Annotated in this window: 11 protein-coding genes and 1 pseudogene; 2 read left to right on the top strand and 10 right to left on the bottom strand. The window is 47.0% G+C overall.

The window, feature by feature from the left end; translation table 11 throughout:
• The first annotated feature begins 22 nt into the window (after nucleotides 1–22).
• Nucleotides 23–1,189 carry an OmpA family protein gene (locus QZ323_RS06595; RefSeq protein WP_294633825.1) on the top strand — a complete coding sequence of 389 codons (1,167 nt, stop codon included), beginning with the start codon at nucleotides 23–25 and terminating at the stop codon, nucleotides 1,187–1,189.
• A 126-nt stretch (nucleotides 1,190–1,315) separates the two neighbouring features.
• Nucleotides 1,316–2,062: a YjbH domain-containing protein gene (locus QZ323_RS06590; RefSeq protein ID WP_294633824.1), complete on the top strand. Its 747-nt coding sequence runs from the start codon at nucleotides 1,316–1,318 to the stop codon at nucleotides 2,060–2,062.
• A gap of 142 nt (nucleotides 2,063–2,204) precedes the next feature.
• Here the strand turns inward: QZ323_RS06590 and QZ323_RS06585 are convergent, their stop codons facing one another.
• From QZ323_RS06585 to QZ323_RS06540, 10 genes and pseudogenes are all read right to left on the bottom strand, one after another.
• Entirely contained in the window at nucleotides 2,205–3,173 is a 969-nt protein-coding gene (locus QZ323_RS06585) for a PCMD domain-containing protein (RefSeq protein WP_294633823.1), read from the bottom strand.
• Nucleotides 3,174–3,186: 13 nt separating this feature from the next.
• The gene (locus QZ323_RS06580) at nucleotides 3,187–4,296 is read right to left on the bottom strand and encodes a sulfotransferase (protein WP_294633822.1); all 1,110 of its coding nucleotides are present in this window, start codon (nucleotides 4,294–4,296) and stop codon (nucleotides 3,187–3,189) included.
• A 90-nt stretch (nucleotides 4,297–4,386) separates the two neighbouring features.
• Nucleotides 4,387–5,850 carry a sulfate adenylyltransferase subunit CysN gene (gene cysN, locus QZ323_RS06575; protein ID WP_294633821.1) on the bottom strand — a complete coding sequence of 488 codons (1,464 nt, stop codon included), beginning with the start codon at nucleotides 5,848–5,850 and terminating at the stop codon, nucleotides 4,387–4,389.
• Between the two features lie 151 nt (nucleotides 5,851–6,001).
• Nucleotides 6,002–6,910 (bottom strand): sulfate adenylyltransferase subunit CysD, encoded by a 909-nt coding sequence (cysD, locus tag QZ323_RS06570; protein WP_294633820.1) that lies wholly within the window; start codon nucleotides 6,908–6,910, stop codon nucleotides 6,002–6,004.
• A gap of 10 nt (nucleotides 6,911–6,920) precedes the next feature.
• Nucleotides 6,921–7,526 (bottom strand): adenylyl-sulfate kinase, encoded by a 606-nt coding sequence (gene cysC, locus QZ323_RS06565; RefSeq protein ID WP_294633869.1) that lies wholly within the window; start codon nucleotides 7,524–7,526, stop codon nucleotides 6,921–6,923.
• 24 nt (nucleotides 7,527–7,550) lie between these two features.
• Complete coding sequence (locus QZ323_RS06560; RefSeq protein WP_294633819.1) at nucleotides 7,551–9,104, bottom strand: SLC13 family permease; 1,554 nt, start codon at nucleotides 9,102–9,104, stop codon at nucleotides 7,551–7,553.
• Nucleotides 9,105–9,126: 22 nt separating this feature from the next.
• On the bottom strand, nucleotides 9,127–9,948 hold the full coding sequence (cysQ, locus tag QZ323_RS06555) for a 3'(2'),5'-bisphosphate nucleotidase CysQ (RefSeq protein ID WP_294633818.1): 822 nt from the start codon (nucleotides 9,946–9,948) through the stop codon (nucleotides 9,127–9,129).
• Between the two features lie 303 nt (nucleotides 9,949–10,251).
• Nucleotides 10,252–11,811 (bottom strand): Gfo/Idh/MocA family oxidoreductase, encoded by a 1,560-nt coding sequence (locus tag QZ323_RS06550; protein WP_294633817.1) that lies wholly within the window; start codon nucleotides 11,809–11,811, stop codon nucleotides 10,252–10,254.
• 63 nt (nucleotides 11,812–11,874) lie between these two features.
• Nucleotides 11,875–15,183, bottom strand: coding sequence for a glycoside hydrolase family 2 TIM barrel-domain containing protein (locus QZ323_RS06545; protein WP_294633868.1), 3,309 nt, complete (start codon nucleotides 15,181–15,183; stop codon nucleotides 11,875–11,877).
• 243 nt (nucleotides 15,184–15,426) lie between these two features.
• Nucleotides 15,427–16,856, bottom strand: a pseudogene (locus QZ323_RS06540) (glycoside hydrolase family 2 protein); the annotation flags it as partial.

Genomic DNA, 16,856 nt, shown 5'->3' with positions numbered 1-16,856 from the left:
TTATTTATCTGAGAAAAAGAAAATGAAATATAGATTTTTACTATTATCTCTTCTCTTGGCTGGTACAAATGCAGTTACGGTTAATGCACAAGAGAAGCAGAAAGCAAGCGATAATATATTTATCGGTGGCGGCGTAGGAGCTATGACTGTCTTGAACGATGGTCTTAACTCACCGACTCTCAACATCAACCTTCAGGTTGGTAAATATCTGACTCCGACTTGGGGTATCCGTGGTGTTGTGAGCGGTGCATGGCAGAGCTTGGAAAAACAAGACAATGGCTATAGCAAGTATTGCAAGAAGTTCGGCGAAATCAACTTGGATGCAATGTTGAACCTGAACAGCCTCTTCGGCAACAAGAACGTGAATCGTGCAGTAGATGTGTATGTATTCGGTGGTCCGACTATGAACATTGCTTCTGCAGTAGACGGTGCTATTGTTTTTAAAGGTGATGAAAATATTACATTGCCTGAAGGTGGTGGAAAAACTGACGTTACCCTGACTCCGGAATCTGTTTTCGCTGCACACGGTGCTAAAGCCCGTGTAGGTGCAACTGTCGGTTTGGGATTAGGTTTTAACCTCTCAAACAAGCTTGCCCTCACATTGGAAGGTCGCTATGGCGTTACTCCTTCTATCTTCGGTAATGGAAGCGACTGCCGCAAAGCAGAATCTACAGCCCGTTTGAACATCGGTGCAATCTACACATTCGGTGGAAAGAAATTCATCTCTAATGCCAGTGTAGACCAAGATGCCATCAACAGAGAAGTGAACAAGTACAGAAGCGAGCTTGCACAGGCTCAGGCAGACTTGGCTAACGCTAAGAACGCTCTGGCTAACGCTAAGCCTGTGACGAAGGAAGTTGTTAAGGAAATCGAAGTTGCCGGTCCTCGCGCCATCTTCTTCAAAATCGGTAGCGCACGTATCGACGATTACGGTATGGTCAACATCCAGTTGGCTGCCAAGATCCTTAAGGCTAACCCCGACAAGAAGTACAAAGTTGCCGGTTATGCTGACAAGGCTACGGGTAGCGCTTCTTGGAACCAGAAACTGTCTGAAAAACGTGCTCAGGCTGTTTACGACGCATTGATCAAGGAAGGCGTTGACAAAGATCAGCTCGAACTCGTTGGCTTCGGCGGTACTGCAAACATGTTCGGTAGGAACTATCTGAACCGTGTAGTAATTCTGGAATAAGATAATACTCAGGTCACTGAGAATGCTCCAAAGATGAAGGCGTCTGAAAATAACCGGACGCCTTCTTTTTTAAAATATAAGTCCATACACAGGGCTGTCACAATGCCCGAAACTATTTTTCTAAAGATGAAGTTCAAACTGTTCCTTATCGTTTTGTTGGTTTTCGTTCCCTCTATGCTTTCCGCACAAATGACGTACGGTACAACCGGATTATTACATGCTCCTTCCGCGGAAATGCAACGTGACAAGACTTTCATGATTGGCGGAAACTTCATGAACAAAGAGTTGACCCCTCCCACGTGGTATTATCATACCTACAACTACTTCCTGAACATAACTTTCTTCCCCTGGCTGGAAGTGGCATACACATGCACGCTCTTCAAGGCAGAGGCATTGGGGCTGAAACCATACGGCTATTCAGGATTTACGAATCAAGACAGGTATTTCTCTGTCCGGCTGCGTGCTCTGGAGGAAGGACAATTCTGGAAATACATGCCTGCCGTGGTATTGGGTACATCCGACCCGTTCACCTCATCGGGCGGTGGTGAGTTCGCTACAAAGAAAGGAAACGGATACTACAGTCGTTTCTTCATTGCCGCAACCAAGCATCTGCCAATAGGCAGGGAAGAGATCGGACTGCACCTCTCCTACCTGTATAATCAACGAAAAGAATATAAACTGAACGGAGTGGCAGCAGGCATCACCTATAACCCGTCGTTCCATCCGCAGCTAAGGCTTATCGCAGAATATGATTCCAAGGATTTTGCCTGCGGTTTCACCTACCTGCTGTTCAACCACCTGCATATACAGGCAGAAATGCAGAAGATGAGATACTTCAGCGGCGGATTATCTTATAAGGTGTATCTGAAATAAGACTACAAAAAAACGATGCTAATGTTCTATGAACAGAACAATATAGCATCGTTCAAACAAATATTTATCAATCAGTTCTTGTTTGCCGTAAAGACATACTTATACGTGTCTCCGAACGTGACTTTCTCTCACAGGTGGTGAATCAATAGACCAGCTTCACGTTGTCAATCCAGAGCGTATTGCCCGGAGAACCGATATACGCGCCTCCATGACTGGAAGTGAACTGCAACACCAGATGCGTAGGCACGTCATCCGCTGTTCCCCATGCCACTTCTTTGACAGGCACGCTCTCACCCTTGCTGTTGAGCGCATAGCGCTCTTCTACCTGAAGCCGCATCATGTGCGCCTTATAGGCGGGATCGCCCGATATGTCACCATACATGATGGAATAAGTGGCATTGTTATGCCAATCGGGAGTAGTCGTATCATAACGTACGACCATCGTACCCACACGCTTGGCAAATATGTTGCCGTCTTTATCTTCCCAACGCTTCTGCAGGAAAAGATTCACCTCCGGATAGTCTTTGCCATCCACGTCGGTGATGCGGCTGAAACCGGTGGCACGGATACGCTTCTCACGATCGGACATCTTCACTTTATAGTCGAACTGGATAGCTATGGGTTTCTTGGTGAAAGGGATGCCGGAATTCAGCATCTTCTGCGGATTCTTTGTCCCTTTGATAGGCTCGTGCACCTCTCCCAAGAAGATAGAGCCGGCGGCAAGCACCGTAATGTCTACAAGGCCGAACACCTTCACGCTCTCCATGCGGGTGTCCATGCGGGCACAGTACCCCCCATCGCGCTTCTCCGGAAAGACGGAAGTGTTCGTCTTGGTAATGCCTGCCACACGCGCCATCACGTTGGAAGATGCCCACGGCGAACCGCCCATGTTCTTATACACCTTATTGTCAGTAATCGTTGTGGTCGGTCCGATGGCATATACATTCTTCAATGCACCACCGATAATACCCGACTCCTTAATCTGCCGGTCTACCCACTGGTCCATGTTACCGAATGGAATCATCTCCACAGTATGCTGCTGTGCAGAGGCCACTCCGCAACAACACAGGAAAGCGGATAGCAAACCATACATACAAATTTTCTTCTGCATCGTCAATCGTAAATTATTCAACACTATAGTTCCACTGTTCCAACGCAAAACGCCAGTTGTCCTGCACCAGCTTCACCGTACGTTCATCATATTTATATTTATTCTTCTTGTAGCCTTTCTTTCCGCCCACGTACTTCTCAATGGCAGCACGTGCTTCCTCGAAGCCCGGAATAGACAATTCCCTATAGATGCGCTCAGTCATGCCCATCGCATCGGCTTCGAAGTCCTCGAACTTGACCTCTATCAGATTGCCGGCAGGAATGCACGATTTCTCCGCCTCGTACTTGTGATAGAGTTTGGCATAGATGGAAAGGATGTTGCTCTCCAACTCTTCGTTGCTGATGTCCTGCAACTTCAGCGGTTGAATCGTGTTCGTGAAGAAACTGCGCGTACTCTCGAATACCGTGTATGGATTGCGCACCAGATAAATGAACTTGGCATTGGGGAACATCTTTACCAACTCCTTCACGCGCCCGGTGTGCGGAGGATTCTTGCTCAGGAACTGTGTGCCGTGCGTGTTCCACAACGAGATTTTGATCAGCTTAAGAAATACCTCTTCAAATACCTTCAGTTCCTCCTCCGTGATGTCGTCGAAAAGCAGATACTTGTCCGCATACTCCTGCTGGTACTTCGGCAGGAACCAGAAATTATAATACGTGTAAGGCATCATATTTGCCAGCGCGAACTCCTCTTCTTGCGGCAAGTCTACAGCAAGCTCCATATTGTCCGTAGGACGCTTGTCCGGCATCAGCCAACTCATGTTTTTCTTGAAGAAAGGCTGTCCCCACATCATCAGATGCGGGAATACCGTCTGATAGGTGGTGTTGTAGCCGAAGTGCTTGTCGCACGAAAGCACATTGTGCACAAAGGTTGTCCCGCTGCGCCAGTGACCGAGGATGAACACCGGATCATGCTCCAGCGTCTGTGATGCCAGCAACTTTTCATATCGCTTGTCCTGCAAAGGAGCCAGCACAGAGAGCAACCGGCACACCGCTTTGGTCAGGCGATATTTGCTCTTATAAGCCGGATCGATCTCACGCCCTTGCGTCACGGCTTTAAACGTTTTCCAATCAGCACCTACCAGTGTGTTTATAGGAAGTTTGTTAAACTCAAGTAAGCCCATTATAGTTGAAAAATTGAATTTTAAAAGTTGAAAAATGAAAATTTACATTTTATCGTCAAGAGCTGACTGTGAATAGCCAACAGTTGGCGGTCAACGCTTTATCACTACCGAAATTCCCTGGCGTTCCAAGTCCTTCACAGCCTTTTCTATAGCCTCATAATGCTCGGAAGCGATGCCCAACTTAGGCAGATCCAGCACAGGGAGGTCGGCAGAAAGATGCATGTCTTTATCCTCTACCCTGTCAATGATCATTCCGACGGCACTGGTATTGTTGGTGATAGGGTCTATCAGGATGAAGGCGCCTGTAGCCTTGTTCTTCTGATAAGGATCGAAGAACAGCTCCTTGGCAGTCGTAAGCACTACCCTCGCAATCTGGTTCAGCTGCATGGGCAGCGTGTCAGCGGTCAGTTTGCCATTGTCTACGGACAAGTGCTCCATCGTATTGACATCCACCTTATACTTGATGCTGTCTATGCGCGAACGGCTCAGGTTGGTGGTCTGCTTGATGAAGAAGGACTTGCTGAAATCCATCGGTTCCTCGTCCATCCACACCAGCATTGCTTCGAAGTTACGGTCGACCACAGGCAGATTGTCCGGATAGACCAGCATCTCACCTCTCGACACGTCAATCTCGTCTTCCAGCGTAACAGTCACCGACTGGGGCGGGAAAGCATATTCCAACTCGCCGTCGTAGGTAACGATGCTCTTGATACGCGACTTCTTTCCCGAAGGCAGTGCCATCACTTCCGCACCCTTGCGCATGACGCCCGATGCCACCTTGCCGCAGAATCCACGGAAGTCGAGGTTAGGACGCAATACATACTGTACGGGGAAACGGAAGTCCTCCAGATTATGGTCGTTGTCGATATGCACCGTCTCCAGGAAATCGAGCAAGGAAATGCCCTTGTACCAAGGAGTACGCTCGGACTTCTCCACCACATTGTCTCCATCGAGTGCCGACAAGGGGATGCACGTTACATCCGGAATGCCCAGCGGGGCAATAAACGTCATATATTCGCTCACAATCTCGTTGAAGCGTTCTTCCGAGAAATCGACCAGGTCCATCTTGTTTACGGCAAGCACTACATGCTTGATGCCCAACAGAGATACCAAGAAAGAGTGCCGACGCGTCTGTGTGATAACGCCCGTGCGTGCATCGACAAGAATCACTGCCAGATTTGCCGTCGAACCGCCGGTAATCATATTGCGCGTATACTGCTCATGTCCCGGCGTATCGGCAATGATGAACTTACGGTTGTTGGTCGAGAAATAACGGTATGCCACGTCAATCGTGATGCCTTGTTCGCGTTCGGCTTTCAGTCCGTCCAGCAACAGGGCGTAGTCAATATGGTCGCCTGCATTTCCCATTCGTTTGCTATCGCGTTCCAACGCATCCAACTGGTCTTCATACAGTTTCTTGCTATCAAACAACAGGCGTCCGATCAATGTGGATTTACCATCGTCCACCGAACCTGCCGTCAAGAAACGAAGCAGATCTTTCTGTTCATCCTTATCCAAAAAGGCCTTAATATCTAATTTAGAGTTATTCTCCATCGTATATTACATTTTAATTCTCACCTTTATTCTTCCTAAAGTTAACCTTTAGAGTGCTAAAGTTCAGGTTTAAGCCCCTAAACCTCAGCTTTTCGTTTTTCATTCTTAAACCATGATCCTCCATTCCTAAATCATGATCCTCCATCATTCCTTAGAAGTAGCCTTCACGTTTCTTCTGCTCCATGCTGGCTTCCTGATCAAAGTCAATGACACGGGTAGTCCGCTCGCTCTTGGTGGTGGTCATCATCTCTTCCACAATCTTCTCGATGGTATCGGCATCGCTCTCTACGGCACCGGTCAGGGGCCAGCAGCCCAACGTACGGAAACGCACCATCTTCATCTGAATCTGGTCGCGATACGTTTCGGGCAGGCGGTCGTCGTCCGCCATGATGAGGTTGCCGTCTATCTCCACGCAAGGACGCTCCTTGGCATAATACAGCGGAACAATGGGAATGTTCTCCAGCCGGATGTACTGCCAGATGTCCAGCTCCGTCCAGTTGCTCAACGGGAACACGCGGATGCTCTCGCCTTTATGCACGCGGGCATTGTATATATCCCACAACTCCGGACGCTGGTTCTTGGGGTCCCACTGATGGAAGCGGTCGCGGAAGGAATAGATACGCTCCTTGGCACGCGACTTCTCCTCGTCGCGGCGCGCACCGCCGAAAGCGGCATCAAACTTATACTTGTCCAGCGCATTCAGCAGAGCCTTTGTCTTCATCAGGTCCGTGTGCACCTTGCTGCCGTGGGTGAAAGGTCCCACTCCGGCATTGAAGGCTTCCATGTTGCTTTCCACAATCAGATTCCAACCATGCTGCTTGGCATACTCGTCACGGAACTGGATCATCTCTTTAAACTTCCACTTCGAGTCGATGTGCATCAAGGGGAAAGGCACCTTGCCGGGATAGAACGCCTTTTCGGCAAGGCGGACCATCACCGAGGAGTCTTTACCTATACTATAAAGCATCACCGGGTTCTCAAATTCCGCAGCCACCTCACGGATGATATGAATGGACTCTGCCTCGAGTTCCTTCAGATGGCTCAATTTATATTCTTCCATGTTTATATAATCACTTTTTAATCTGTATCTTCGACAAAACAAGGTCGAGCAACTTGCCGACCGATTCTTCCAAGCTAAGCACCGAGGTGTCCAGCGTCAGTGCCGGATGGAGAGGTGCCTCAAAGGGGGCGGAAATGCCCGTAAAGTTCTTGATTTCGCCGCGGCGCGCCTTGGCATACAGGCCTTTCACATCGCGGCGCTCACACTCGCCCAAGGGGGTGCTGACATAAATTTCGAGGAAATCATCCTGCCCGATAATATCGGCTGCCATCTCGCGAATGTCATTGTTCGGGCTGATGAATGCGGCAATGGTGATGATGCCGGTGTCCAGAAAGAGCTTCGACACTTCGGCTATCCGGCGGATATTCTCTACGCGGTCGGCCTCCGTGAAGCCCAGGTTGTTGTTGATTCCGGTGCGGATATTGTCGCCATCCAGAATGCGGCACAACAAACCGCGCTTGTGCAACTCACGCTCCAAGGCAATAGCTATCGTACTCTTACCGGAACCGCTCAGCCCGGTAAACCAAATCATCACACCATGCTGGCCGAGAAGTTCTTCCTTATCCCTTCTCGACAACATCTTATCAAAAATCGGATATATATTATTATCTGTCATACTACTATCTGTCATACTACTTAACTAAAAGGGCCAAATCAATGGAATCAGGAAAATGGATATCAAAAAGGAGATGATATTCAGCGGCAAACCGATACGAACAAAGTCGGTGAACTTATAATTACCGATACCTTGCACAATCAGGTTTGTCTGATAGCCGATAGGCGTAGAGAAACTGCCGGAAGCAGCCATGCAGATCACCACAAAGAAAGGCATCGGACTGACACCCATCTGCGCCGAAATGGAGAGTGCCAACGGAAACGCCAGCGCAGCGGCGGCATTGTTGGTGATCAGTTCGGTAAACAGGTTGGTGATGATGAAGACGGCAGCCAGAAGCACATGGGGACCATAATGCTCGGTCATCCCGATGATGTAGCTTGCCACTACGTCCGCCACTCCCGAATTGACCATCGCCTTGCTGATGGCAAAAGCGCAGGCAATCGTGATCAGAATGTCCCAAGAGATGTATTTGGTGTACTTACGTGCCGGAAAAACTTTGGTCCATGCCATGATAATGGTCGTCACGGACACAAAGAAGAACATATCGAGCTTGATGTGCGGGAACGCCTCTTTCACAGCCGGCAACTCACCCACCGTGGCACCGGTGATCATCAGAATCAGCAGCGTAAGGGCAAACCAGCGTTTCCCCCTTCCGGTCACCGGTTCCGTGTCTTTGCCATTCGCCAGCATGACGAAGACGGAAGACTCTCCCCAAGTCTGGATGAAAGAATCGTCTGCCATCACCACCAACGTGTCGCCTTCGCGAAAGACTTCGTTGTCCAGATTCTCCCTGATGCTCTGTCCGTTCCGCTTGATTTCTTTGACGGCAGCTCCATAGTGGCGCTGAAAGTTGAACTCGCCCAACTTCTTGTTGATGCCGGGAAAGCGTGAGCCCAAGATCGCCTCAACCGGATGCAGCGCACCGTTTTCCTCCTGTTCGTCTTCCGACTTCACCACATCCTGACGGACATCGGGCAGGAGTTTCGACGAGAAAAGGAACAGATAGATAAGGCCTGCAATGGCGATAAATATACCGACTTTCCCCAACTCGAACATGCTGAAGCCTTCGTAACCGGCTTCCAGTATCATGCCGTGCACCACCAGATTGGTGGAAGTCCCGATAAGCGTACAGATACCTCCCAGGATAGTGACGTAAGAAAGCGGTATCAAGAACTTGGTGGCAGGAAGCTTGACCGCCTCTGCCCAGCGCTTGATGATCGGGGCGAATATGACCACAACCGGAGTATTGTTGAGAAAGGCGGAGATGAAAGCCACGGCAGGAAGCATGCGCAACTGCGCCTTGAAGACGTTCGTCTTGCCCTGAGGCAGCAGCTTCTTGATGACCTGGCCCAACGCGCCCGACTGGCGGATACCCTCACTGACCAGAAACAACATCGCCACGGTTATCATTCCTTTGTTGCTGAATCCCTCCAGCATCTCTTTGGGCGTCAGGATGCCTGCACACAAGAACAGGACCACGACGGAGAACAAGACCATGCCGGGACGCATCTTGTCCAAAACCAATGCTACGACCATGCCCAAAAGGCCTAAAAGCACAAATACGATCTCAAACGTCATTCTATATACACTGTTTTTTTCGTTAATCCTTCATCTGCTTTCGTCCCACTATGAACCAAGGATTCAGCAGATCTTCTTTATTATAACAAAGCGGTTCCTCCTTCCCCGCCTGCCAGATCTCCATACCGGCAGCCCGTGCAATGGCATGGCCGGCAGCAGTGTCCCACTCCATCGTGGGGGCAAAACGGGGATACACGTCCGCCGTTCCCTCTGCCACCAGGCAAATCTTGATGGAGCTTCCGCTCGACACCAGTTCCACCTCCGTGTGCAGGCGTTTCATCTCTTCGATATAGGCTTCAGTCTCCGGCGACAAATGGGAACGGGATGCCACAATGACCAAACGTTCTCTCGAGGTCGAGAGCGGAAGTCGGGTGGCCGATGCCATCAGTTCTTCCAACGAGGCACCTCCGCGTGAAGTCACTCCCGAAAGCTTGTATACCCCCAAGTGCTCTTCGGCAAAATAGAGCACCTGCTTCACGGGCACATAGACAACGCCCATGACCGGTACCGACCGATGAACTAATGCAATGTTGACCGTGAACTCGCCATTCCGCTTGATAAATTCTTTGGTTCCGTCCAGGGGGTCTACAACCCACAGATCGTTCCAGCCGGAACGCTCCGTATAAGGCAAATGCTTGCCTTCCTCACTCAATATGGGAAAGGGGGTGTTGCTCAAAAAACCGACAATTGCCTTATGCGCCTTGCGGTCTGCAATGGTCAAAGGAGAATTGTCAGCCTTTCTCTCTATTTCAAAATCAGCAGAGGGATCATTGTAGATGGAAAGAATATCTGCCCCTGCCTGCAAAGCCGCATCTATCGCGTTTAAAATATATTGTTGTTCCATATAATGGTATCAATACTTTAATATATGAAGCGCAAAATTAAAAACTTTTTTATCTTGAAAAGTTTTCCGACGGGTTTTATAACTTATTTTATATTACATACAGCTTCTTTTATACTCCGAAATCCGGCATTACTGTCCGGAAAGGAATAATAACAGAATGACACACAGACGACACTGGTGAGACAGATGCCCGCAGATAAATTACCTGTATCCAACGATAAAGATCTGTAGCCATCTGTCCCACCAGTGTCGTCTGTGTGTCCTATGCTGTTTTCCGGTATTTTCGGTCCGATGCCGTTGTGTTTACTTCGTTTCCTCTTTTGCAACAGAAGCCCATTCGGCAGCGCCTTTTTCCTTCAGCCGTGCCGTAAAAGCTTTTGCCTTCTCCATTGCTTCGTTCTCTGCTTCAGGCGAAGCGTATGCGTGATGATATCCCTTTATCTTGTTCCACTCACCGCGAGTGAAGTCGGGAAAAGCGACAGCAGCACAATTGTTGTCCATCGACAACTCGCCCAACTCGGCAAGACAACACCACTCGGCAAGGTCATACACATCCATATCCAGAGGAAGACCGTTCTGCAAGCAATATACCAACCGGCTATCCATGATGAAATCCATGCCGCCATGTCCGCCTACTTCTTTTGCCATCTCGCCATATTTCTTCAGAATGGGGTGCTGATATTTCGCCAACAAAGCTTCCATATCCTTCCGAGGCATGAAACTGTGCGAATTGAGATTATCCACCTCCGGAGCCACTCCCGAAGCATTCATCTGCTTGGCATCCAAGGCGTAGCCCTGTATAGGATATTTGTTGGCAAACCCTTTGGTACCGGTCAGCTGGTAGAGGCGATTGTAGGGTTGCGGCGTCATGACATTGTGCTGTATTTCGATGACCTTTCCATTCTCTGTGCGGATCAGTGTAGTTGTGTGGTCGCCGTTGCGGAACTCCGTGCAAGCCTGCCCGGTTCTCTCTTCCACCAACTCTTTGCCCACTGCCGATTTCGTATCCATAGCCACCAAGGTCTTCATGCGGTCGCCACGGTGTATATCCAACGCCTGCGCCACAGGACCCAGTCCGTGAGTGGCATAAACGTCGCCACGATGCTTCATGTTGTAGTCCAAACGCCAGCCCAACTTATCCTCCTCACCGTTCTTCCAGTAATGATCCCAGAAGGGTGCCAGATTGTGGATATAAGCCCCCTGAGCACGAACCACCTCACCAAATACGCCCTGCTGCGCCATATTGAGGGTATTCATCTCAAACCAGTCGTAGCAGCAGTTTTCCAGAATCATGCAGTGTTTGCGGGTCTTCTCACTCATATCTATCAACGCCCAGCATTCTTTCAGATTCATAGCCGAAGGCACTTCAATCGCCACGTTTTTCTGATTCTCTAATGCACACATCGCCACGGGGAAGTGATGCAACCAATCAGCGGCAATGTAAACCAAGTCGATATCGTCGCGCTTGCATAGTTCTTCATACCCCTTCTCGCCTGCATATACGGCAGCTTTCGGCATAGAGGCGTTTTGCAGATACTTTTGGCATCTTTCCGCCCGCTCTTCTTCATAGTCGCACAGAGCCACGATCTCCACACCGGGAATATACGTGAAACGTTCCACAGCTCCGGGTCCCCGCATACCCAGTCCTACAAATCCTACACGAACTACCTCCATCTTGGGCAAAGCCAGTCCGAGGGCACTTGTTTGTCCGGCAGGGCGTTCGGGAGTTTCCACAACAATCGTCCCCTTGTCCCAGTTCCACTTCGTTCCTTTGTCTGAAATCTGTTGTTCCGGCTGCTTTTGGGTCGTACATGCAGCCAGTGCAATACATGCACTCAACAATAAAAATTTAAAATTCTTCATAATACATAATTTTTAACTCCCTCTTCTAAAGGAGAGATGTGTTTTCTCAATAAAATATAAATTTCAATACTTATAACGGAGTGACCGGTCAAGTTCATTCCCCGTTTTCATCGGCACCAACGTAAATCCCCATTCATAATCCCGATTAGCGGGTATTGTGTAACCGGTTTGTACTTTTGCTCCCCAACTATCATAACCGGCAACTCCCTGTTGTTTCATATCGACGCATACTTCTACAAAATTCCGGAAAACAATGTCATTGACATGAGTCATTTTTCGCATGACATTTCTGGCTTCATCCACATTATGATCCTTTATTTCCTCCGGAGAGCGGTTGCGCCATTGATATGGATGTGACGATTCTTCCGAATCAAAATCTTCCACCGCATTCCTCAATGCATTGAAACCTATGGTCTGATCTGCCTGTATCAGTAGTCCACGCCCCTTCTTATCCGTCAAAGCCACCCAACGGGTATCGGTACGATGTCCATTTTCCTGTGGACGCACATAGTCTACATACATATCATCAGCAGTTGTCTTATAACGTCCTATCATGGTACCTGCATTACGATCCACGTAATTTTCCTCCGGTCCGCGCCCAAAATATTCCACCATATTCATTTCCTGAGGTACGCGAAAACGTACACCGATACGAGGCACTTCAAGCAGATTTTTCTTCTCCAGCTTTTTACCGGGAGTATAAGTAGCAAGATGAGTATCTTCCGGAATATCAGTTTCTACCGCATTCTGATCGGTTGAGGTAAACTTCACTGCCACATTGACTACTCCATCCGGATATATTTTATAATCCACTAAATATTGATTACCGGCCGGCAAAGTATATACTGCACTCACTACTGCATTTTTTTCGTCCATTCTTACAGATGCATCACTAACCTTGAAGTTACGGCTCGATGCCTTCCATATCTGCAAACGTTTCGGGTTAGTATTACCATAATCATTATCATTAGGCGCACGCCAAAAATTAGGTTGCACACCAAAACCCTTATCAAAATATTCAATACCATTCACCTGATAGGAAGTAACCATTCCTGAAGCACGATTAAATTCAAAAAACACTTTAGGGGAAGAAACAATCAGGTTATTTCCCTCCTCTTTTGAATTCAAAACCGGACCAGATGTCTTATATGCTGTTTTGGCGGCATCTGCCGATAACCTGAACTGTTCATAAGCAATTTCATATCCTGCCGGTATCAGCGGTTCAGTTTGAGTAGTAAGCACACTAAAATGTACAAAATATTCCACTCCGGCTTTTCCCTTCACATTTTTCACAGGGATAGAAAATTCTTTTTCCGTCTGTGGAGCTACATCTAAAGTCAATTTTCCCTTTTTCAAGATAATACCGTTAGCACGCAATTCATACAGAATGGCATATTTTTGCAGATTAGTGAAATAAAAACGATTAACGACCTGATACTTTCCGGCAGCTGCATCAACAGCCCTGAAAGCTACATTCTGGTGTGCATATTTCACTTCTGCCATGGCGGGATGCGGTTTACGGTCAGGACCCACCAAACCATTGCAACAGAAATTACCGTCGCTCGGCATGTTTACACCATAATCACCTCCGTATGCCCAGTACTGACGTCCATTGTTATCCGTTCTCAACAATCCCTGATCCACCCAGTCCCAGATGTATCCGCCCTGAAGATTAGGATACTTATAAATTTCTTTCCACTGGTCCCACAGATTACCATTTGAATTTCCCATGGCATGAGAGTATTCCGAAGGAACTACCGGACGATCAGACCCTGTCTCTCCAATATATCCCAGCCATTCTGCACTGGGGTATTGCGGCACATACATATCCGTATTCCACTCCCACTGCGCACGCTCATAATTCACAGGTCTATCCATCAAGTTTTTATCCTGATTTTTCACCCATAAGTATGTCTGATAGAAATTGTAACCATTACCTCCTTCATTTCCCAAAGACCAGAACGTTACGGAAGGATGGTTTTTATTACGTTCGTACATGTTCATCGTACGATACATATGCGGCTTCAGCCATTCCGGATTATTACCTAATGTCCCTCCCTTGCGCAAATCGTAATACATTCCATGTGATTCGATATTGGCCTCATCGTATACATATAGTCCGAATTCATCACATAATTCATAAAAACGACGATCTTGCGGATAATGACAGAGACGAACCGTATTTATATTATTACGCTTCATCAGTTCAAAATCCTTACGCATCAGTTCTTCTGTCACATAATGTCCTGTTCGTTCATCATGTTCATGGATATTGACTCCCTTTAATTTTAAAGGTTGTCCGTTAATCATAAGTACTACATACGGTTTTCCATTCTTAGCTTTCCGATCTATTTCTTTGATTTCAATCCTCCGGAAACCGACATTGAAAGGAACAATCTCAGTCACCTGATTTGCTTCTTTCAACGTAACCAATAGTTTATACAGATCAGGAGATTCAGAAGTCCATGTTTTTACTTCCGGTAGGTTTGCATCAAATGTGACTGTCCGGACACCTGCACCTTCTACATCGCAGTTCTCTGTAGACGTAACGACTGTTTTTCCGGTAGATTTATCTATCAACTCATAAAGCACTTGCAGTTTTTTACCCAACGGAACATTATTACGGATATCAACAGCCAATTTAAAAATACCATTTGTATAACTATCGTCCAAGGTAGAAACCACACGAAAATCTTTCACAGCCGTTTTGGGCTGAGAATAAAGAAAAACATCACGTTCAATGCCGCTCAGACGCCAAAAATCCTGGCATTCCAGATATGAGCCGGTACTCCAGCGAAATATTTTCAGAACCAGTGTATTCTTACCGTCCCGGACATATTTGTTTATCAAATATTCTGCCGGATTTTTAGAATCCTCATTATAACCTACTTCTTGCCCGTTCAGATATACATAGACTCCGGATTTCGCACCTGCTATATGCAGGTAAATATCACGTGACATCCAATCTTCCGGCACTGTTATTTCCCGACGGTAAATACCTACCGGTATATCATCGGGCAACTGCGGGGGGTGTGGATTAAGAGCCTTAAATTCATATCCGTGATTGGTATAAATAGGTATACCATATCCTTGCGTTTCCCAATTTCCAGGAACCTGAATATCATTCCATCCCTTCATCTCAGCAACCGGCTGAACAACATCTGCCGGTAAATTACGATGCGAATCAGAATAATAGAATTTCCAGGTCCCATTGAGCAACTTATAATATTTGCTGTTTTCATACTTCCCACTCAATGCCGCCTGACGAGTATCATACGTCATGAAAGCCGTACGAGGGGCTTCCCTATTCACGGAGACGGTCTGGACATCCTGCCAATAAGGAACTTTAGTACTTTTGACATCACCAGCCATTGCTGTAAACAAACTGCCTAACAGGCATACTCCAACTAAACTTACTATATTTTTTCTCATACTACCAGATTATTAAATTTATCTCATCTGGATCAATACCCTGCTTCTTTTGCCAAAAATGTATCTATAGTCTACCCTTTTCACACATGCCCTGCAATTTTCATCCAAAGAAAACCTTTATCCGAAGAACATACAAAGCAAATACATTTCCGATATCTTTCAGATATGTCCCAAATATAGATATTATTTTTTTTCTCCAAAACTTTCTTGTTGCATTTCTACCTCACGTAATTCATATTTTGAAATCTTTTTCTTTAATCGTAATATTTCCTCCTTCATGGAGTCTAATTCCTGATTGTTTATCTCACGAGTGGTAACTTCTGTTTTCAAATTACTCTGCATCTCAATCGGATTATAGATAAAACGCGCTACAGGCTTCACCGACTCGTATTCAAACTCACAAGGAGCAATCGCGTGCACTCCTTCGCCCAATACTTCTGCACGGATATTTATCTTCCCCGCGTTTGTTGTTGCACGAATCAGAACCGGAGCACTTCCCCAGTGAGCAGGTACAGGATTACATGCCATATTGTAATCTCCCACCAATGCTGCCTCACCTGTAACCGTGAAACGTACAGAAGTATTATTCAACCGTTTCACGGTACCTTTCTCGTCAACAATTTCTGCTATCACCGTAACAACATCTGAACCATCTGCACGTAAGGGCAATCCGTCATCATCTACACGGATACGCAGGTTTGTCGGTCGCCAGGAAGGATATTTTTTATTCGTTGCCACAACTTTACCATTCATCAAGCCCTCTGCCAATATATACACCTCTTTTTGTTTTCCGGCGCGAGCCAAGGCTTTCAAATCCATAAAATGAAATGCATCCTTAAAAGTGATAATGGGAGCAGGCATTTTGCGCTCATCGGCAGAACGTTGATAAATGTACTTTTTTCCATTCTCAAAAACAGTCAAACGCACTTCTTCGCAGTTAGAATAAACCGTGATATCTTCGGGGGAGAAAGGTGTCATCTCATTCGCTATATAAACCATGGGACCGTTCTCTGCCGGAAGTTTATCCAATTTTTCAGAAGGTCTCTGTGCCATAAACATATAATAAGATATCTTAGGTTGCCGAAAAGCATCCATTACTCCACCATAAAACGGTTGAGGATGATATCCGCGCTGGTGGTCAAACGCATGCCACAAAGTTCCGCCCACATGTGCTGGTTGAGAAGCATAAAGTGTCTCCAAACATGTATAAGCATAGACAGGAGAAGCATAATGCACTGCTTGCTGCAACATGGGGCTTTCCCCCCACGAGCGATGTACCCGACTATTCGAATTATGAGAATTCCAATCATCTACATTATCGCCGAACTCCCGAGTAAAATACATCGTCCCTTCCTTCAACGTACCAGCATTATAAACCGTTTTTTTGCCACCGGAAACAGAGGTGGGATGAGTATAAATCACCGGAAAACAATCACTTCCCGGTGAACCAGGATCACAAGCAGAAAGAGCTTGCTCATACGGATACTCCTCATCGACTATTTTCTTCGCATTATGGGCATATTCCTTTGGGAAGTGTGTTTCATTTAATACCGGTTCCCTTAAGTACATGACAAAAATTTGAAAACATCGAATTTTGGGGTATAAGTCGGACG

The organism is uncultured Bacteroides sp., assembly GCF_910585845.1.
Taxonomy (GTDB): Bacteria; Bacteroidota; Bacteroidia; order Bacteroidales; family Bacteroidaceae; genus Bacteroides.
This window is presented reverse-complemented; position numbering and strand designations above follow the sequence as displayed.

What these genes read in the sequence shown, in the direction of transcription:
- cysQ (WP_294633818.1), bottom strand. Translation starts at nt 9,948, where the DNA reads ATGGAACAACAATATATTTTAAACGCGATAGATGCGGCTTTGCAGGCA.
- QZ323_RS06590 (WP_294633824.1), top strand. Translation starts at nt 1,316, where the DNA reads ATGAAGTTCAAACTGTTCCTTATCGTTTTGTTGGTTTTCGTTCCCTCT.
- QZ323_RS06585 (WP_294633823.1), bottom strand. Translation starts at nt 3,173, where the DNA reads ATGCAGAAGAAAATTTGTATGTATGGTTTGCTATCCGCTTTCCTGTGT.
- QZ323_RS06595 (WP_294633825.1), top strand. Translation starts at nt 23, where the DNA reads ATGAAATATAGATTTTTACTATTATCTCTTCTCTTGGCTGGTACAAAT.
- cysN (WP_294633821.1), bottom strand. Translation starts at nt 5,850, where the DNA reads ATGGAGAATAACTCTAAATTAGATATTAAGGCCTTTTTGGATAAGGAT.
- QZ323_RS06545 (WP_294633868.1), bottom strand. Translation starts at nt 15,183, where the DNA reads ATGGCTGGTGATGTCAAAAGTACTAAAGTTCCTTATTGGCAGGATGTC.
- cysD (WP_294633820.1), bottom strand. Translation starts at nt 6,910, where the DNA reads ATGGAAGAATATAAATTGAGCCATCTGAAGGAACTCGAGGCAGAGTCC.
- QZ323_RS06550 (WP_294633817.1), bottom strand. Translation starts at nt 11,811, where the DNA reads ATGAAGAATTTTAAATTTTTATTGTTGAGTGCATGTATTGCACTGGCT.
- QZ323_RS06580 (WP_294633822.1), bottom strand. Translation starts at nt 4,296, where the DNA reads ATGGGCTTACTTGAGTTTAACAAACTTCCTATAAACACACTGGTAGGT.
- cysC (WP_294633869.1), bottom strand. Translation starts at nt 7,526, where the DNA reads ATGACAGATAATAATATATATCCGATTTTTGATAAGATGTTGTCGAGA.
- QZ323_RS06560 (WP_294633819.1), bottom strand. Translation starts at nt 9,104, where the DNA reads ATGACGTTTGAGATCGTATTTGTGCTTTTAGGCCTTTTGGGCATGGTC.